Raw genomic sequence first — 17,249 nt, 5'->3', positions numbered from 1 at the left:
ATTAGCTTGTGGTCGTGACGGTATGGACTGTCACGGCCCTTCTTATTCGGGGAATTTCTATATGTCCTTTTTAAGTCGCTTGGCGGCCGGTATGGACCGGGTCAGTGTTTTTATCGGTTATGCATGTGCCGTTTTGTTTTTTGCGTGTATTGTGCTGTCCGCTCTCGAAGTTGTTATGCGTTATGTGTTTGACTCACCAACGCTATGGACATTCGAGACTGTCATGGCGCTATGTGCCACTGGCTGGGTGCTGACAAGTGGCTATGTTACCCAGCGCAAGCGTCACATAGCGATTACCATGGTTGAGCTGTTGGTACCTGCATCTGTATGGAAAAAAATGGAGTTGGTATCACTGGTAGCCGCCATCTTCGCTCTGTCGATGTTGGTGTGGGCTGGTTGGGGGCCTGCAGTTCATGCAATACAAGGCATCGAAAGAAGCGGCAGTGCTTTCAATTCACCGCTACCAGCTTATCTTAAGCCGACACTAGTAGTGGGAGCATTTATTTATGTCTTGCAATTGTTAGCCAATGTCGTGCATTGGTTTGAAGACCGTGCGGAGGAACGTAACCACCTGGTGACGTCCGCCATCCATGATGAAAAGGATGCCGACTAATGGGTATCGAAGTCGTTACATTATTAATTGTTCTAGCATTGCTTGCGTTAATGGCTTTTGGTATTCCGCTTGGTGTTACTACACTTTTAGTGTCAGTCGTTACAGCACTGATCTACTACGGTACCAATGGCTTATTCCTGGTAGCCTCTAACGTTTATCATGTTCTGGAAAAATACGAGCTAGTCGCGGTACCTTTCTTCGTGTTCATGGCTAACGTGCTAGAACGATCGGGCATAGCCCACGCGCTCTTTGATAGTATGTCCATTCTTGGTGGACGTGCTCGTGGCTCGGTAGCTGTCCAAACTTGCGTGGTAGCCGTTATTCTCGCAGCGATGAGTGGGATCATGGGCGGTGAGATTGTGATGCTCGGCCTGATTGCCCTGCCGCAGATGTTACGTCTCGGTTATGATCGTAATTTATCGATTGGTATCATCTGTGCTGCCGGTGCCCTAGCGACACTCATTCCTCCCTCGGTAGTAATGATTGTCTATGGCCTTGCAGCTCAGGTATCAATCACCAAACTGTTTGCCGCAGGCGCCATTCCAGGTGTTCTCTTGGCCAGCATATTTATTGTCTATATAATTATACGCTGCAAGCTTAACCCGTCATTGGCGCCGATTAACGATATTCCTGAAACAGCGTTGCCTCTCTATAAGCGTCTCAAGTATCTGAAAGGGGCTATCCTACCGTTTCTATTGATCGGTATGGTGCTAGGGATGATCTATACAGGCATCACGACCGTTACCGAAGCAGCTGCCATGGGAGCTGTGGGCGCCATGATCGTATCGGCTATTCTCAAGCAGTTCTCTTATCGCATGATTCGAGATGCCATGCGCCAGACTGCACTGACTGTAGGTTCTATTATTTGGTTGGTGCTAGGGGCAGTGAGTCTGGTTGGTATTTATAATCTGATCGGTGGGGTTAGCTTCCTGACAGATTTCCTGAAAGGCCTCGATATGCATCCGCTGGCTATTATCGCGATCATGATGGCAATTGTCATGGTGCTGGGCACATTCTTGGAGTGGATTGCAATCATCTTCATTACCGTGCCGATCTTTGCGCCGGTGGTTGTTGGTCTGGGCTTCGATCCGGTCTGGTTCGGTGTGCTGTTCGCGATGAATATCCAGATCTATTATCTGTCACCGCCATTTGGCCCGGCCTGTTTTTTCCTGAAGAGCGTGGCGCCCAAAGGTATCGAGTTGCAACATATTTTTGTGGCTGTGTTGCCGTTCATCGCACTGCAGGTGATTGGCATGGTGCTGGTGCTTTTCTTCCCGCAGCTGGCGTTATGGCTACCTAACCTGATGTTTAACTGATTGAAGGGAAGGAAAGTATATGCAATCCAATGACGAAAACCTGACTCGCCAGGACGACGAGTTGACGGTCAGCGATTCTCCGGAAGAGGTCAATGAATTCAAGTTTGGTTACTGGCCCGAGATCGTTGGGCTGATAATGGCGCTGATCATTGTCTGGGTGATTTTTCAATAGATCTTCCACTCGTCGGGAAGGCTCTATCAATATTTATCAATTTTCAGACAGGAATTGGACATGCATCCTACAATCAAACGCATGCGTATTGTGCCGGTGGCCGGCCACGATGGCTTTCTTCTCAACCTGAGTGGCGGTCATGCGCCTTGGTTCATTCGTTGTATTGTCATTCTCGAAGACGAGGCGGGTAACCAGGGCGTGGGCGAGATTCCTTCGAGCGATGGCATTCTCAAGGGGCTGGAGCAGTGCCGGGAACTGGTGGAGGGCTCACGCGTCAACGATGTCAAGCAGACGCTCAATCGCGTGCGTTTGTTGTTGGCCAAGAACGGACGCGAGGAGAGGGGGCGTCAGACCTTCGATCTGCGGGTGGCGGTGCATGTCATCACTGCTATCGAGTCGGCGTTGTTAGACCTCTTCGGTCAGGCGTTGGGTATGCCGGTGTCGGATCTGCTGGGCCAGTACGGTCGCCAGCGCGACGAAGTTGAGGCATTGGGGTATCTGTTTCTGCTCGGTGATCCGGACAAGACCGACCTGCCTTATCCTAAGACCGAGAATCCGCAGGATGCCTGGGATGAAGTACGGCGCCAGGAGGCATTGACGCCCGAGGCCGTGGCCAATCTGGCCAAGGCCGCCTATGACCGCTACGGCTTCAAAGACTTCAAGCTCAAGGGTGGCGTGCTGCGCGGGGAGGAAGAAGCCGACTGCGTTCGCGCGCTCCATGAGGCGTTTCCCGAGGCGCGGCTGACCCTGGACCCCAATGGTGCCTGGTCGCTCGATGAAGCGGTGCGGGTGCTGGATCCGATCAAGGATCTGCTCAGCTATGCCGAGGACCCTTGCGGTCAGGAGGGTGGGTTTTCCGGCCGCGAGACCATGGCGGAGTTCAAGAAGCGCACCGGCTTGCCCACCGCGACCAACATGATCGCCACCGACTTCAAACAGTTACAGTATGCCGTGCAGCTGAATTCAGTTGACATTCCCCTCGCCGATTGTCACTTCTGGACCATGCAGGGCGCGGTGATGGTCGGCGAGCTTTGCAATGAGTGGGGCATGACCTGGGGGTCGCACAGCAACAATCACTTCGATATCTCGTTGGCGATGATGACGCATGTAGCGGCGGCCTGCCCAGGAGAGATTACTGCCATCGATACGCACTGGATCTGGCAGGACGGTCAACGTATCACCAAAGAGCCATTCCTGATTCGCGATGGCAAGCTGAAGGTACCGTCCGCGCCGGGGCTCGGCGTCGAGTTGGACGAAGGCAAGTTGATGGAAGCGCACGAAAGGTACAAGCACTTGGATGTCACCAGCCGTAATGATGCCATGGCAATGCAATACTTGATCTCAGGCTGGGAATTCGACCCCAAGCGACCCGCATTGGTGCGTTGAATGGTTGAATGGTTGAATGAACAATGAGTGAATACCCATGCAAGCGACACATGACCATGACCTATGAACTCACTTGGCGTTAAGCGTGTCTCCCAGCAAGGGAGCTTGTCCCGTCAGGTCTCTCAGCAGCTCGAGGCGATTATTGCAGCGGGCGAGATTGCCGTTGGTGACAAGCTGCCGCCCGAGAATGGCTTGTGCGAGATGTTCGGCGTCAGCCGTACCGTCGTTCGTGAGGCCATTACGCATCTCAAGTCGCTGGGGCTGGTCGAGACGCGGCGCGGTATCGGCACTCGGGTGCTCCGCTGCGCACCGGAGGAAGCGTATCCTGCCAAGCGAATCAGCCTGACCACGGTCGAAGATATCCTGGGAATTCTCGAATTGCGCTTGACGCTGGAGCCTGAAGCCGCCGCGCTGGCGGCATCACGGCGGGACGATGCGGATATCGAGCGGCTTCGTCAGGCACATGCGCGATTCATCGAGGCGTTCCAGCATCAGTCCCAGGCACGGGAAGAAGATTTCTCTTTTCACTTCGCGGTGGCGCAAGCCACGCATAATCCGGCCTTCACAACGGTATACGAGCAGTTGAACCTGGGGGCAATCCCCCGTGCCAAGCTGCTTTCCGTCGAACTCGATACAGCGGCGACGCATCGTTATCTGGAGCGTGTCGCTGATGAGCATGCCGATATTCTCGAGGCGATTATCGCTGGCGACGCGAATGCGGCACGCGATGCGATGAGCCACCATCTGAGCCGTGCGAGCAATACCTATGCCTCCTATCGGGAGTGATGGGGATTGCTTATATACGTATTCAATCCGCACAAGGAGTAGATCATGACACTGGAAGGTAGTTTATTGATCGGCCAGCAGGCCGTGCATGGCACCGGGACTGCGATTGATGCCGTCAACCCGGCTACGGGCGAGACACTGGAACCGGCTTATCCGGGCGGTACGCAAGTGGACGTCGAGCGTGCCTGCGCACTTGCCTGGAGCGCCTTCGAGGCTTACCGCGAGACCTCGCTCGAGGCGCGTGCCAAGTTTCTCGAAACCGTCGCCGATGAAATAGAAGCGATCGGTGACGAGCTTATCGAGCGCGCCGTGGCCGAGTCAGGTCTGCCCCAGGCACGCATTCAGGGCGAACGCGGCCGTACCTGCGGTCAGCTACGCATGTTCGCTCGCGTCGTGCGTGACGGTGAATGGCTCGACGTCCGTGTCGACCCGGCATTACCTGAACGGACCCCGATGCCGCGTGTCGACCTGCGCCAGCGTCACATCGGTCTGGGGCCGGTGGTCGTGTTCGGGGCCAGTAATTTCCCACTCGCGTTTTCCGTCGCCGGTGGCGACACCGCCTCCGCTCTGGCGGCAGGCTGTCCGGTCATCGTCAAGGCACATGCCGCACACCCGGGCACCAGCGAGCTGGTGGGGCGCGCGATTCAGTCCGCCGTCAAGAAGTGCAGTCTACCGGAAGGCGTCTTCTCGCTGATATTCGGCTCTGGCCGCGAGGTGGGCACCGCCCTGGTCACGGATTCTCGCATCAAGGCGGCTGGCTTCACCGGCTCGCGCAGCGGCGGTCTGGCTTTGTGGAAAGCCGCTCAGTCGCGCGCTGAGCCGATCCCGTTCTATGCCGAGATGAGTTCGATCAATCCGGTCTTCCCTCTGCCGGCGGCGCTCAAGGCGCGCGGCGAGGAGATGGGCAAGGCCTTCGTGGGATCGCTCAACATGGGCGCGGGCCAGTTCTGCACTAACCCGGGATTGGTCATCGCGATCAAGGGACCGGAACTCGATGCGTTCCTCTCGGCTGCTGGTGACGCGGTCAAGGGCAGCGCGCCGCAAACCATGCTGACGCCGGGCATTCATGAAGCCTACGAGAGCGGTGTCGGTGCGCTGGTGAGCAATGGTAAGGCTAAAGAAGTGGCGCGCGGCGAGAAGGGTGAAGGCCCGAACCAGTGCCAAACCGGCTTGTTCGTGACCTCGGCGCAGGACTTCTTGAGTGACGAGGCGTTGCAGGGCGAAGTGTTTGGCGCCACCTCGTTGGTCGTCGAATGTGCCGATGTGGCCGAACTTGCGAAGGTCGCCGAGCATCTTGAAGGCCAACTGACAGTGACGCTGCAAATGGATGACGCCGATCTCGATGTGGCGCGCCAGTTGTTGCCGACGCTTGAACGCAAGGCGGGACGCATTCTGGCCAACGGCTGGCCGACTGGTGTCGAGGTATGTGACGCGATGGTTCACGGCGGGCCGTTCCCGGCAACGTCGGACTCGCGCACGACGTCCGTGGGGACGGCGGCGATCTATCGCTTCTTGCGTCCGGTCTGCTACCAGAACCTGCCCGACGCTCTGCTGCCGGAAGCACTCAAGGAGAGCAACCCGTTCAAGCTGGATCGTCTGGTCGACGGTAAACGCGAGCGCTGATTCTCAGCGTCGATAGGACACCGTTCAGGTACTCAAGGCCACTCTTCGGAGTGGTCTTTTTGCTGGCGTATCACGAACCAGCGTTCGTAATTAGGGGAGGGCACTGACGCCGATCGTTGCCAGCGCGTACAATGCCGCCTCGACATAGGGTGGGGCTCGTAACGCCGGGTCCGCCGTCGCTTCATTCACGCCGTTTCCCGCGAGAACCCCGACTTTGCTTTCTACCGCCAACATCACCATGCAGTTCGGCGCCAAGCCGCTATTCGAAAATGTCTCCGTCAAGTTTGGACAGGGCAACCGCTATGGCCTGATCGGCGCCAATGGTTGCGGCAAGTCTACCTTCATGAAAATTCTGGGGGGCGACCTGGAACCGACCAACGGCCAAGTGATGAAGGACGCCACCACACGGCTCGGTAAGCTGAGTCAGGACCAGTTCGCGTTCGAGAATGAGCGCGTGATCGACACCGTGATCATGGGCAACGCTGAGCTGTGGGAGGTGACCGCCGAGCGTGAGCGTATTTATTCGCAGGCCGAGATGTCCGAGGAAGATGGCATGAAGGTCGCCGACCTGGAGGTGCGCTTCGCCGAACTCGACGGCTATACGGCAGAGGCGCGCGCAGGAGAGTTGCTGCTGGGTCTCGGCATCCCACTCGCGCAGCATACCCAGCCGATGAGCGTGGTGGCACCGGGCTGGAAACTGCGCGTGCTGCTGGCCCAGGCGCTGTTCAGTGATCCCGACGTGCTGCTGCTCGACGAGCCCACCAACCACCTGGATATCAACACGATCCGGTGGCTGGAAGAGATTCTGCGTTCACGTAGCTCGACGATGATCATCATTTCGCACGATCGCCACTTCTTGAATAGCGTCTGCACCCATATGGCGGACCTCGACTACGGCGAGTTGACGCTGTTCCCGGGTAACTATGATGAGTATATGACCGCCGCTACCCAGGCGCGGGAGCGTCTGCATGCCGATAACGCCAAGAAGAAGGCAGAGATCGCCGAACTGCAGCAATTCGTCAGTCGCTTCTCGGCCAATGCGTCCAAGGCCAAGCAGGCGACCTCGCGCCAACGCAAGATCGACAAGATTCAGCTCGAGGAGGTCAAGCCGTCCTCCCGTGTCAGTCCGTTCATCCGTTTCGAACAGAACAAGAAGATCCATCGCCATGCGCTGAATGTAGAGAAACTCTCCAAGGCGTGGGACGACAACGTGCTGTTCGAGCGTTTCGGCCTGCAGGTCGAAGCGGGAGAGAGAATCGCCATCATCGGGCCCAACGGGATTGGTAAGACGACCCTGCTGAATTGTCTGGTGGGTGCCATGGCACCGGATTCTGGCGAGGTGAAATGGACCGATGCGGCAGAAGTGGGCTACTTCGCCCAGGATCACGCCGACGATTTCGACGGCGGTGAGACGCTTTTCGAATGGATGCAGCAGTGGACCACGGAAGGCGAGCAGACCGTTCGTGGTGCGCTGGGCCGCATGCTGTTCTCCAACGATGACATTGGTAAGTCGGTCAAGGTGATCTCCGGCGGCGAACAGGGGCGGATGCTGTTCGGCAAGCTGGCGTTGCAGAAACCCAACGTGCTGGTGATGGATGAGCCCACCAACCATCTTGATATGGAATCGATAGAAGCGCTCAACCTGGCGCTGGAAAACTATCCCGGCACCTTGATCTTCGTCAGCCATGACCGGGAATTCGTCGGTTCCTTGGCCACCCGCATCATCGAGATGAAGGACGACGATATCGTCGATTTCAGCGGCAGTTATGATGATTATCTGCGCAGTCAGGCTATCTACGCGTAAACGCAGCGGTTGCCAATGTTAGTCGAACGCTTGTGGATAGCGACGCCTGGCACGGGCCAGCCGATAGATGGTGATGGCGTTGGTAACGAATACCAGCGCCTCGGCCAGCATGCCGCCCACCGACCCCACCAGGGCATGGCTAAGGAACCATGACAATGCTGCTAGTCCCAGGCAGATGCGCATGGCAATACCCTGAAACAGGAACATGCCCACCGTTCCCACCGTCATCGCCACGATGGCAGGCACGTCCGCCCACCCTTGCCAGGTCAACAGTGCCGCCACGCCGCTGGCGACCAGCACCCCCGCCATGACGCCCTTGCTGCCCGGATAACGACGGGCGAGCGCGATGCGTACGATTACCAGCACCGTCAACGCCGCCGCGGTCCAGCTCGCGAAGAGCGCGAACTGTAGCGCGAAGGCCACGTTGGCGGAGAGCAACAGCATCATCAACCGCTCGTCCCGCTTGCTGGAGAAGGCCAGAAGGCAAAGTATCAACGAGACCACGCCGAAAAACTGGCCGGCCAGGGCGCTGTAGGTGTCGAGCATGACGCGGTTGACTCCTTGTCATTGCCATATTCACTCAATCGCCGTTTGCGACAAGGGCCGCAAACCCATGACAAATACCGTGAGCGAGGTGCCTAGTGAATGGCCGGTTTTAGATCCAGCCTACCAATTTCAGTATGAATACCCCGGCGCTAAGAGTGAACAGAGAGGCGACGGTGGTGATGACGATGATATTGGCGGCGAGCTTGGCATTGGCATGTGCGGCCTTGGCCATGACGAAACTCGCTGCGGCACCGGGACTGCCGAAGAAAAGAAAGAGAATGCCCAGCTCACGTCCGCGATAGCCCAGCGCGAAGGCACCCAGCACGCCGATAAGGGGGAGCCATACGACCTTCCATAGGCTGGCATCCAGGGCCAGGCTGCTACTCCGTTTAACGGACGTGAACGACAGCGTCCCGCCGATGCAGACCAGGGCCAGCGGTAGAGACATGGCGCCGAAATAGTCGCCCGAGGTGAGCAGCCATTCAGGCAGGTCGATATCGAAATACGCAAAGGGAATCGCCAGCAAGACGCTCAGGATGAGTGGATTCTTGGCGATATGTTTGAGAATTGCGCCGATGCCCGAGCGCGTGTTTTCGCTGTAATAGGCCAGGATGATCGCGGCGAGCACGTTGTAGACGATGATGATGCCGCCGACCAGGATGCTGCCCAGCGAGAGTCCGTAATCGCCGTATTGGTTGGCGGCCAGGGCCAAGCCGACGATCCCGCAATTACCGCGGAAAGCTCCTTGCGTGAAGACGCCGCGTTCGGCATGGGGACAACGCCAGATGGCCCAGCCCCAGGCGAGAAAGAAGCTAAGTACCGAAAAAACCAGGAAATAGACGATCAGCCCTGGTTGCAGGGCGACGTCCAGATCGGCGCGGACGATACTCAGGAAAATCAATGTCGGCATGGTGGCGCGAAACACCAATGCCGACGCCATGGAGATGAAATGCGCATCGATCCAGCCGATGCGTTTGAAGACGATCCCCAGAAACACCATGGCGAAAACGGGCAGCGTGACTTGCAGCGTATGCGAGAAAACGGCCAGCAGGTCCATGGGCGATCAGCTTCCTTGTCTGGCGAGGACGAAGCCCACGATGATGGCGGCGGTGACGACGAGCCAGAATAGCGTATTGCGCAGGCGAGTGGGGCGGGGCGGTCGAGATCTTGGCACGCAGGATTCCTTGTTCCTTGGTCGGCTTGGGAAACGAAAAGGTTTATGGTAAACCCGTTAGCCTGCTAGGCCCAGTGCCGCGCTTCAAAGGTGCCCTGACCGATGAAGACGGCGGTGTGGCGTATGGGCCGTCGACCGATCAACCGTGGGAGTCTTCATGCACGAACCCGAATCACTGAGTCTGGCCCATGGGCGCCTCGCAGCCCTGGCCTGGGGCGACCCCGATGCGCCAGTGTGGTTGGCGCTGCATGGCTGGTTGGATAATGCCGAGAGCTTTTCGCGCCTGGCACCGTTGCTGGTCGAGCGTCTGGGGATTCGCATCGTCGCCATCGACTTCCCTGGCCATGGGCGATCGCAGCCGCGCGCCGACGGCGGCGACTATCCGATCTGGGAATATACGCTGGACGTGTTGGACGCGCTCGATGCACTAGGGCTCGATAGCGCGCCGTTACTGGCCCATTCGATGGGAGCGGCCGTTTCGTGTCTGGTAGCGGCCGCAATGCCGGAACGTGTCACGTGGTTGGTGCTGATCGATGGCTTGGGTACCTTGACCACCGAGGTCGACGACACGACCAAGCAACTTCGCATGGGCTTGATCCAGCGCCGACGCGCGCGTTCCAAGGTGCCGCGCTATCCCGACGAGGCCACCGCCATTGCGGCACGCGTGGCGGGTGGCGTAACGCCCATCGATGCCGAGACGGCCGCGCCCTTGGTACGCCGCAACCTGGATGAGGAGGACGATGGCCACGTGCGTTTGCGCTCCGACGGTCGCTTGCTACGTCCCTCGCTGGTGCGCTTCACCACCGAGCAGATGCTGTCGCTGCTGAGCAACATCGAAGCCCCGGTGCTGTTGATCGAAGGCGAGCAGGGCATCCTGGCCGAACGTGCCTATGCCCAGCAAGCTCGTGACGCCATTGCTCGGCTCACGCGGGTGGTGCTGCCCGGTGGGCATCATCTTCACCTCGAGGCGCACGCCGTCGGTGCTGTGGCCGAGGCCATCGTCAGCGACGCGCAGAAGACGACGAGGCGTCATGTGTGAAGGAGAACGCTGATATGGGTAAACGAGTTGCATTGGTACTGGGCAGTGGTGGTGCGCGGGGCTATACGCATATCGGTGTGATCGACGAGCTAGTGGCCCGCGGATACGAGATCGCCGCCATCTCGGGGTGTTCGATGGGCGCCCTGGTGGGGGGGATTTATGCCGCCGGCCAGCTCGATGGGTACCGTGACTGGGTGTGCCAGCTGGATTACTTCGATGTGCTCAAGCTGGTCGACGTGACCTGGAGCCCGATGGGCGCGATGCGCGCCAGCAAGGTGATGAACAAGCTCGAGAGCCTGATCGGGGATATCCGTATCGAAGACTTGAGCATCCCGCTGACGACCGTGGCCACCGACCTCAATCGGCAGAAGGAAATCTGGTTTCAGAGCGGCCCACTCTTGCGTGCGATCCGTGCTTCCATCGCGGTTCCTGGTATCATCACGCCGGTGCATGTGGATGGGCAGGTTCTCGTCGATGGCGGTTTGCTCAACCCGTTGCCGATCATTCCCACCGTGGCGGTTCACGCCGACCTGGTCGTGGCGGTCAACTCCACCGCGCAGACCTCCCGGCAGGTGACGCTCGAGGAAATGTTGCCTCCCGAGGAAGCGGCCCAGGAAGTGGCGCGGGAACGCGAGCGGGAGTCGCGCGGACAAGGGTTCAGTGGCTGGCTGGGCGGCGTGCGCGAGCGCGTGCAGCACATGTTCGGCAACGGCCAGGAAGATGGCGAAGAGCATGAACTTTCCGAGCAAGCGGCGACCGAGCGCGCCTGGGGCAAGCTCGACATGATGCTGGCATCCTTCGATATCACCCAGGCGGCGTTAGCCAAATACAAGGTGGCCGGCTATCCTCCCGATATCCTGATCGAGGTGCCCAAAAGCGTGTGCGGTGCCTATGAATTCCATCGCGCCGAAGCGCTGATTCAGCTAGGTCACTATCTGGCGGCACAGGCCATCGATCGTTACGAAGGCAAGCGTGACATGACCATGACCGAGGCGGACGTGAGCGATGCCAAGCACCATCTCTTGACGACACCTCGACGCAAGCCGCGCTGAGGCTCACGCCTTCGTTGTCCGCGGGCGGTCATATGTCATCGCCGCGCCGGCGGAGCAGGATATACACCGCGCCGGTGCCGCCGTCCGCATCGCGTGCCGAGCAGAAGGCCAGCACGGCAGGCCATTCGCGTAGCCATGCATTGACGTGGCTCTTGATGACCGGGTAATCGTCGCCCTCGCCGAGCAGCGATGTGCGTGCCTTGCCATGCACCACCAGCACACAGCGCCAGCGTTGCCCGTGGGCGTCGTGAAGGAAGGTTTCGAGTTGCTCACGAGCCTCGCTGACGGTGTAGCCGTGCAGGTCCAGGCCGGCTTCCCACTCGATATTGCCGCGCTTGAGTTGCGTCCGTGTGCGGTAGGGGAGATCGGGGACGGCGAATTCCAGTGCCTCGCTGGGACGCACCGGCTCGACGCGCCCATCACTGGTGCGACTGGTGGGGGCCTGAGTGTTGGCGCTGGTGGCGGCGGCACGGCGCTCCGCCATGCCCTCGTCGTCGCGGCGGCGCGAACGCCCGGTATCGGCGCGATTGGTATGCAGGCGATGCACACCGGCGTCTTCCAGCGCTTGACGAAACACGTTGATCTCTGCGTCGTCGGGCTGGCCACGGCGTCGGCTCATGACGAAACTCCCCAGGCGGCACGGTCGGTTGAAAGGGCACCAGTATAGCGACTTGCCTACGGCTGTGAACCGGCGCGCGCTCCGGGTACAATCGCCGATTCCATGGAGCCGCTAAACAGGACGCATCGTGCCCGCTTCCCGACCGACCGACGATTCCACGCTGACTCTCGACGACGCGTCCCTGGCCGACGGGCTGGTGTCGCTGCGCGATTGCTTGCGCTGGGCGACCAGTGAATTCAATGCCCACCGCTTGCATTTCGGACATGGTACGGCCAGCGCATGGGACGAGGCCGTGGCGCTGGTGCTGGGCGCGTTGCATCTGCCCTGGGATGTCGATCCCGCCGTGCTCGATGCCCGCCTGTTGCCGATCGAGCGTCGTCGTGTCGTGAGCCTGGTACGCCAACGCATCGAGCAGCGCACACCACTGCCGTATCTGCTGGGTGAGGCCTTCTTCGCCGGTCATCCTTTCGAGGTCGATGAACGAGTCCTGATCCCGCGCTCGCCGATAGCGGAGTTGGTCGAGGACGGTTTCGCAGCCTGGTTCCCTGAATGGCCGCCGGCGCGGGTGCTGGATCTATGTGCCGGGTCGGGATGCATCGGCATCGCCACGGCGCTGTATCTGCCCACGGCCGAGGTCGACCTGGTGGATATCAGCCCCGACGCGCTGGCGGTGGCCAAGGCCAACATCGTGCATCACGATGTTGGCAAGCGCGTGCGCGCGGTGACGTCGGATCTGTTCGCCGGCGTTGCCGGTCAGCGCTATGACATCATCGTCTCCAACCCGCCTTATGTGGATGCGCGTGACCTGGCGGGCATGCCGGCCGAGTTCCGCCACGAGCCGAGCCTGGCTCTAGCGGCGGGCGACGATGGTCTGGATATCGTGCGCCGCATGTTGCGCGAAGCGCGTGAGCATTTGACCGACGAGGGCGTATTGATCGTCGAAGTGGGCAATTCCGCGCGACATCTCGACGCGGCGTTTCCCGAAGTCCCGTTCTTGTGGCTCGAGTTCGAACGGGGGGGGGAAGGCGTGTTCGCGCTGACCGCCGCCGAGCTCGACCACTATGCGGCATCGTTTGCCTGATCGTTGAGGAGCGCGGAATGTCCGGCAATACCTTTGGCAAATTGTTTACCGTCACGACCTTCGGCGAGAGCCACGGCGAAGCGCTGGGGGCCATCGTCGACGGATGCCCGCCGGGGCTCGAGCTCGACGCCTCGGACCTGCAGCATGATCTGGATCGGCGCCGCCCGGGTACCTCGCGGCATACCACCCAGCGCCGCGAACCCGACCAGGTGCGTATTCTTTCCGGAGTGTTCGAGGGTGTGACCACCGGCACGCCGATCGGCCTGTTGATCGAAAATACCGATCAACGCTCCAAGGACTATTCGAAGATCAAGGATCAGTTTCGGCCGGCGCACGCCGACTACACCTATCATCACAAGTACGGCATCCGCGATTATCGCGGTGGCGGGCGCTCGAGCGCACGTGAGACGGCGATGCGCGTCGCCGCCGGCGCGATCGCCCGCAAGTTTCTGGCATCGCAGGGCATTCGCGTGCGCGGTTACATGAGCCAACTGGGTCCCATCGGCATCGACTTCAAACAGTGGGAAGCGGTCGACAGCAATCCGTTCTTCTGCCCCGATCCGGACAAGGTCCCCGAGCTCGAGGCCTTCATGGATCAGTTGCGCCGCGATCAGGACAGCGTCGGCGCGCGCATCACCGTCGTCGCCGAGGGCGTACCGGTGGGGCTTGGTGAGCCGGTCTTCGATCGCCTGGATGCCGAACTGGCCCATGGGCTGATGAGCATCAATGCGGTCAAGGGCGTGGAGATCGGTGACGGCTTTGCGGCGGTGGCGAGTCGCGGCAGCGAGCACCGCGATGAGATGACGCCGCACGGTTTTCTCTCCAACCACGCCGGGGGGGTGTTGGGTGGCATCAGCTCCGGTCAGACGCTGGTGGCGCACCTGGCGCTCAAACCGACCTCGAGCATTACCCAGCCCGGACGCTCGATCGATGTGCATGGAGAGGCCGTCGAGGTGGTCACCAGGGGACGCCACGATCCCTGCGTGGGGATCCGGGCCACGCCGATCGCCGAGGCGATGATGGCGCTCACCTTGATGGATCATTTCTTGCGTCAGCGCGCCCAAAACGCGGGCGTCGAGGTGGACACGCCACGTTTGAGGTGAATGCCGTCTTGTTCCCCTTGCCTGATGAGCGTCATGCATCACGTAGCCCGCCTTGCCCAGGCGGGCTTTTTCGTAGCGATGACGCTCGTTTTGCGCCAGGCTCGCTACACTGAAAGGAGCCAGCAATGGGAGCGTCTCATGAAAGTACATGTCGAATTCGATCTTACCCCTGCTGAATTCCGACAGGCGATGGGGCTGCCGGATGTCGAAACCTTTCAGCAGGAGCTCATGGCCCACATCCGCCAGCAGATGGAAGCCGGGGTGGAGGGCTATGACCCCTGGAGCCTCATGCAGCCCTTCCAGCAGCAGGGCATGGCACAGGGTGTCGCCAGCTTCGGCCATTATCAGCAGATGTTGATGGATATGCTGCGCCAGGCCGATGCACAGGGTGGCGCAGAGTCACACAATTCGAAACGAAAAAAGTCCTAGGGTCTTGACATATGGCAATTGCAAGCCAAGAGGGGGGAGGCTATCCTTTGTGCAGTGCAGCATAAGTGCACTGGCCTTGCCTTAGATCCTCCAGGAGGAATCCGTCATGCAGGACAAAATGTTTGGTGCCTTTTCAGAACAGACGCGTGGCTTTTTCGAGCCCATGCGCAAGTTCAACGGTCTGATGCTGGACAACATGGAGCGAATGACCGAATACCAGCTCGATGCCATGAAGCGCTATAGCCAGTTGGGCGTGGAGCGTATGCGGGCGGCCTCCGAGGTCAAGGACGCCGATGACGCACGCGATTTCACCGCGCAACAGGCCGACATGCTGAATTCGCTGTCCAAGCAAATGCTCGAAGACGCCCGTGCGATGGCCGACATCAGCCTGAAGTTCAAGGCCGACCTGGAAGAGATGGTGTCGGAAACAGGGCAACAGGCCGCCGATCAGGCATCAGAAAACATGAAGGCGGCATCCGAACCCGCCAAGGCGGCGAGCAGCAATAGCCAATCGTCTTCTTCACGCGGTAGCAGCAAACAGTAAACATCTCGTGCCGTGCTCCCGGCAGTCGCGAAGCATAGCGGCTGCCGACGGCGCACAGGGGCGTGAACCGTTGTGCTATGCGGGGGAGATGACGTATGTGGCAAGGGCCTGAAGAGGGCGAGGATGTCTTCGGTGACCCGCACGCCTGGCAGCGCCAGGTGAGTGCGTTCGGTGAGCAATACCAAGCCCTCATGCAAGAGGCCTTCAATCGTCTATGGCCCAGCGACGCTGGCGCGTCGGTGTATGCCGACATGCAAGAGAGCCTGCGTATTGGTGCCGAGGCCATGGTCGTCAATGCGCCGGCGGTGTATACCGTGCAGATGCGTCTGGCCCAGGATCAGTTACGCGTGTGGCAAAATACCCTGCGGGAACTCATGGGTGAGCGCCCTCCAGCAGTGATCGAGCCGAGTCCCGAGGATCGACGCTTTCGGGACGATGCCTGGCATTCCCATCCCTTTTATCATTATATCTTGCAGCAGTATTTGCTGTTCGTGCGTGCCGTCAACGAGTTGTTGACGCATCTGGGCGGTTTGACGCCCGAGACGCGCCATCAGCTTGAATTCTACGCGCGGCAATACGTCAATGCGCTGGCGCCGAGCAACTTCGTCTCCACCAACCCTGAAGTGGTACGCAAGACCCTCGAAACGCGTGGACAGAATCTCGTCGAGGGGATCAAGCGACTGCGTGAGGATCTGGCCAATTCCGCCGAAGGCCTCAATGTGGCGATGAGTGATCGAAGTGCCTTCCGGCTAGGAGAAAACCTGGCCATTACGCCGGGCGAGGTGATCTTCGAAAACGAGTTGATGCAGCTGATCCAGTATCATCCGAGTACCGACGAGGTCTTCAAGACGCCACTGTTGATCGTCCCCCCCTGGATCAACAAGTATTACGTGCTTGACTTGCGTCCGGATAACTCGCTGGTGAAGTGGCTGGTGGCGCAGGGCCATACGGTATTCATGATTTCCTGGCGCAACCCCGGGCCCGAGCAGCGCCATGTGACCTGGGCCGATTACATGCAGTCGGGGCCGATCGCCGCGATGGCAGCCATCGAGCAAGCCTGCGGCGAGAAGTCCGTCAACCTGTTGAGCTATTGCATCGGTGGCACGCTGGCGGCGACCACGGTCGCCTATCTGACCAGCAGCCGGCGCGGACGCAAGGTCCGCTCGGTCACCTACATGGCGACGCTGCAGGATTTCAGCGATCCCGGCGAAATCGGTGTCTTTCTCAGTGAGCCGGTGCTGGCCGGCATCGAGCGCCAACTCGCGCGTGACGGCTATCTCGATGGCCGTGCCATGGCCTTCTCGTTCAACTTGCTACGTGAGAACGACCTTTTCTGGTCGTTCTACATCAGCAATTATCTCAAGGGTGAGGCGCCGGCAGCCTTCGACCTGCTGTATTGGAACAGCGATGGCACCAACCTGCCGGCAGGCACGCACGGTTGGTACCTGCGTCACATGTATCGCGAGAATCGTCTCGCTCAATCCGGCGGCATAGAGCTGGATGGCGTCAAGATCGACCTGCGCAAGGTGTCGACACCGAGCTACTTCGTCTCTGCGCGCGACGATCACATCGCCAAATGGCGAAGCAGCTACCTGGGGGCTCGCCTGCCCAAGGGACCTAGCACCTTCGTGTTGGGGGGGGCCGGGCACATCGCGGGGATCGTCAATCCACCGGCGAAACGCAAGTACGGTTATTGGACGCATGACGAGATCCCCGACGACCCCGATGCCTGGCTCGAGGAAGCGACCTTTAACGAGGGCTCCTGGTGGCCGCACTGGCAGGCCTGGATGACCGACAACCGCTACGCCGATCCCGACAAGAGCGTGGCGGCGCGCCACCCCGGCGATGGCGAGTTGGTCCCCATCGAACCCGCGCCGGGCCGCTATGTACGGCAAACCATTCCCGAAGTGTTGGGTCTCCATCCTGCGGATGACGACGCCTCGACGTCATGATGGTGAGTGC

The 17,249-nt window shown here is 59.8% G+C and carries 17 protein-coding genes; 14 read left to right on the top strand and 3 right to left on the bottom strand.

Annotated features, from left to right (window positions below; all coding sequences use genetic code 11):
• Positions 1-61: 61 nt before the first annotated feature.
• From C8E00_RS12845 to C8E00_RS12820, 7 genes are all read left to right on the top strand, one after another.
• Positions 62-613 carry a TRAP transporter small permease subunit gene (locus C8E00_RS12845; RefSeq protein WP_133697923.1) on the top strand — a complete coding sequence of 184 codons (552 nt, stop codon included), beginning with the start codon at positions 62-64 and terminating at the stop codon, positions 611-613.
• Positions 613-1,929, top strand: coding sequence for a TRAP transporter large permease (locus C8E00_RS12840; RefSeq protein ID WP_133697922.1), 1,317 nt, complete (start codon positions 613-615; stop codon positions 1,927-1,929). The genes C8E00_RS12845 and C8E00_RS12840 overlap by 1 nt, the downstream gene beginning before the upstream one ends.
• Positions 1,930-1,948: 19 nt before the next feature.
• Entirely contained in the window at positions 1,949-2,101 is a 153-nt protein-coding gene (locus tag C8E00_RS16635) for a hypothetical protein (RefSeq protein ID WP_166638320.1), read from the top strand.
• A gap of 60 nt (positions 2,102-2,161) precedes the next feature.
• Positions 2,162-3,487, top strand: coding sequence for an enolase C-terminal domain-like protein (locus C8E00_RS12835; RefSeq protein ID WP_133697921.1), 1,326 nt, complete (start codon positions 2,162-2,164; stop codon positions 3,485-3,487).
• 63 nt (positions 3,488-3,550) lie between these two features.
• Positions 3,551-4,273, top strand: coding sequence for a FadR/GntR family transcriptional regulator (locus C8E00_RS12830; protein WP_133697920.1), 723 nt, complete (start codon positions 3,551-3,553; stop codon positions 4,271-4,273).
• A gap of 45 nt (positions 4,274-4,318) precedes the next feature.
• Positions 4,319-5,896 carry an aldehyde dehydrogenase (NADP(+)) gene (locus C8E00_RS12825; protein ID WP_133697919.1) on the top strand — a complete coding sequence of 526 codons (1,578 nt, stop codon included), beginning with the start codon at positions 4,319-4,321 and terminating at the stop codon, positions 5,894-5,896.
• Positions 5,897-6,110: 214 nt separating this feature from the next.
• Positions 6,111-7,700: an ABC-F family ATPase gene (locus tag C8E00_RS12820; protein WP_133697918.1), complete on the top strand. Its 1,590-nt coding sequence runs from the start codon at positions 6,111-6,113 to the stop codon at positions 7,698-7,700.
• A gap of 18 nt (positions 7,701-7,718) precedes the next feature.
• On the opposite strand, the gene C8E00_RS12815 is transcribed toward C8E00_RS12820, so the two are convergent.
• Both C8E00_RS12815 and C8E00_RS12810 read right to left on the bottom strand, forming a co-directional pair.
• Positions 7,719-8,246 (bottom strand): YgjV family protein, encoded by a 528-nt coding sequence (locus C8E00_RS12815; protein WP_133697917.1) that lies wholly within the window; start codon positions 8,244-8,246, stop codon positions 7,719-7,721.
• Between the two features lie 109 nt (positions 8,247-8,355).
• Positions 8,356-9,303, bottom strand: coding sequence for an AEC family transporter (locus C8E00_RS12810; RefSeq protein WP_133697916.1), 948 nt, complete (start codon positions 9,301-9,303; stop codon positions 8,356-8,358).
• Positions 9,304-9,577: 274 nt separating this feature from the next.
• On the opposite strand from C8E00_RS12810, the gene C8E00_RS12805 reads away from it, so the two are divergent.
• Together C8E00_RS12805 and C8E00_RS12800 are read left to right on the top strand one after the other, a co-directional pair.
• Positions 9,578-10,459 carry an alpha/beta fold hydrolase gene (locus C8E00_RS12805; protein ID WP_133697915.1) on the top strand — a complete coding sequence of 294 codons (882 nt, stop codon included), beginning with the start codon at positions 9,578-9,580 and terminating at the stop codon, positions 10,457-10,459.
• Positions 10,460-10,473: 14 nt separating this feature from the next.
• A complete protein-coding gene (locus C8E00_RS12800) occupies positions 10,474-11,511 on the top strand; it encodes a patatin-like phospholipase family protein (protein ID WP_133697914.1) in 1,038 nt (345 codons plus the stop codon).
• 28 nt (positions 11,512-11,539) lie between these two features.
• Here the strand turns inward: C8E00_RS12800 and C8E00_RS12795 are convergent, their stop codons facing one another.
• Complete coding sequence (locus C8E00_RS12795) at positions 11,540-12,130, bottom strand: Smr/MutS family protein (RefSeq protein WP_133697913.1); 591 nt, start codon at positions 12,128-12,130, stop codon at positions 11,540-11,542.
• 127 nt (positions 12,131-12,257) lie between these two features.
• On the opposite strand from C8E00_RS12795, the gene prmB reads away from it, so the two are divergent.
• The 5 genes from prmB (at position 12,258) to phaC (ending at position 17,239) form a co-directional block, all read left to right on the top strand.
• Positions 12,258-13,211 carry a 50S ribosomal protein L3 N(5)-glutamine methyltransferase gene (gene prmB / locus C8E00_RS12790; RefSeq protein WP_133697912.1) on the top strand — a complete coding sequence of 318 codons (954 nt, stop codon included), beginning with the start codon at positions 12,258-12,260 and terminating at the stop codon, positions 13,209-13,211.
• Positions 13,212-13,228: 17 nt separating this feature from the next.
• Positions 13,229-14,314 carry a chorismate synthase gene (gene aroC, locus C8E00_RS12785; protein ID WP_133697911.1) on the top strand — a complete coding sequence of 362 codons (1,086 nt, stop codon included), beginning with the start codon at positions 13,229-13,231 and terminating at the stop codon, positions 14,312-14,314.
• A 33-nt stretch (positions 14,315-14,347) separates the two neighbouring features.
• Positions 14,348-14,743: a hypothetical protein gene (locus C8E00_RS12780; RefSeq protein WP_243833193.1), complete on the top strand. Its 396-nt coding sequence runs from the start codon at positions 14,348-14,350 to the stop codon at positions 14,741-14,743.
• A gap of 106 nt (positions 14,744-14,849) precedes the next feature.
• Positions 14,850-15,287, top strand: a complete 438-nt coding sequence (locus tag C8E00_RS12775) for a phasin family protein (RefSeq protein ID WP_133697910.1) — start codon at positions 14,850-14,852, stop codon at positions 15,285-15,287.
• Between the two features lie 95 nt (positions 15,288-15,382).
• Positions 15,383-17,239, top strand: coding sequence for a class I poly(R)-hydroxyalkanoic acid synthase (gene phaC / locus C8E00_RS12770; protein WP_133697909.1), 1,857 nt, complete (start codon positions 15,383-15,385; stop codon positions 17,237-17,239).
• The last annotated feature ends 10 nt before the right edge of the window (positions 17,240-17,249 follow it).

It is taken from the genome of Chromohalobacter marismortui (genome assembly GCF_004364315.1).
Classification (GTDB): Bacteria; Pseudomonadota; Gammaproteobacteria; order Pseudomonadales; family Halomonadaceae; genus Chromohalobacter; species Chromohalobacter marismortui.
Note: the sequence above shows the minus strand (reverse complement) of the source record. Positions and strands in the feature narration are given on the sequence as shown.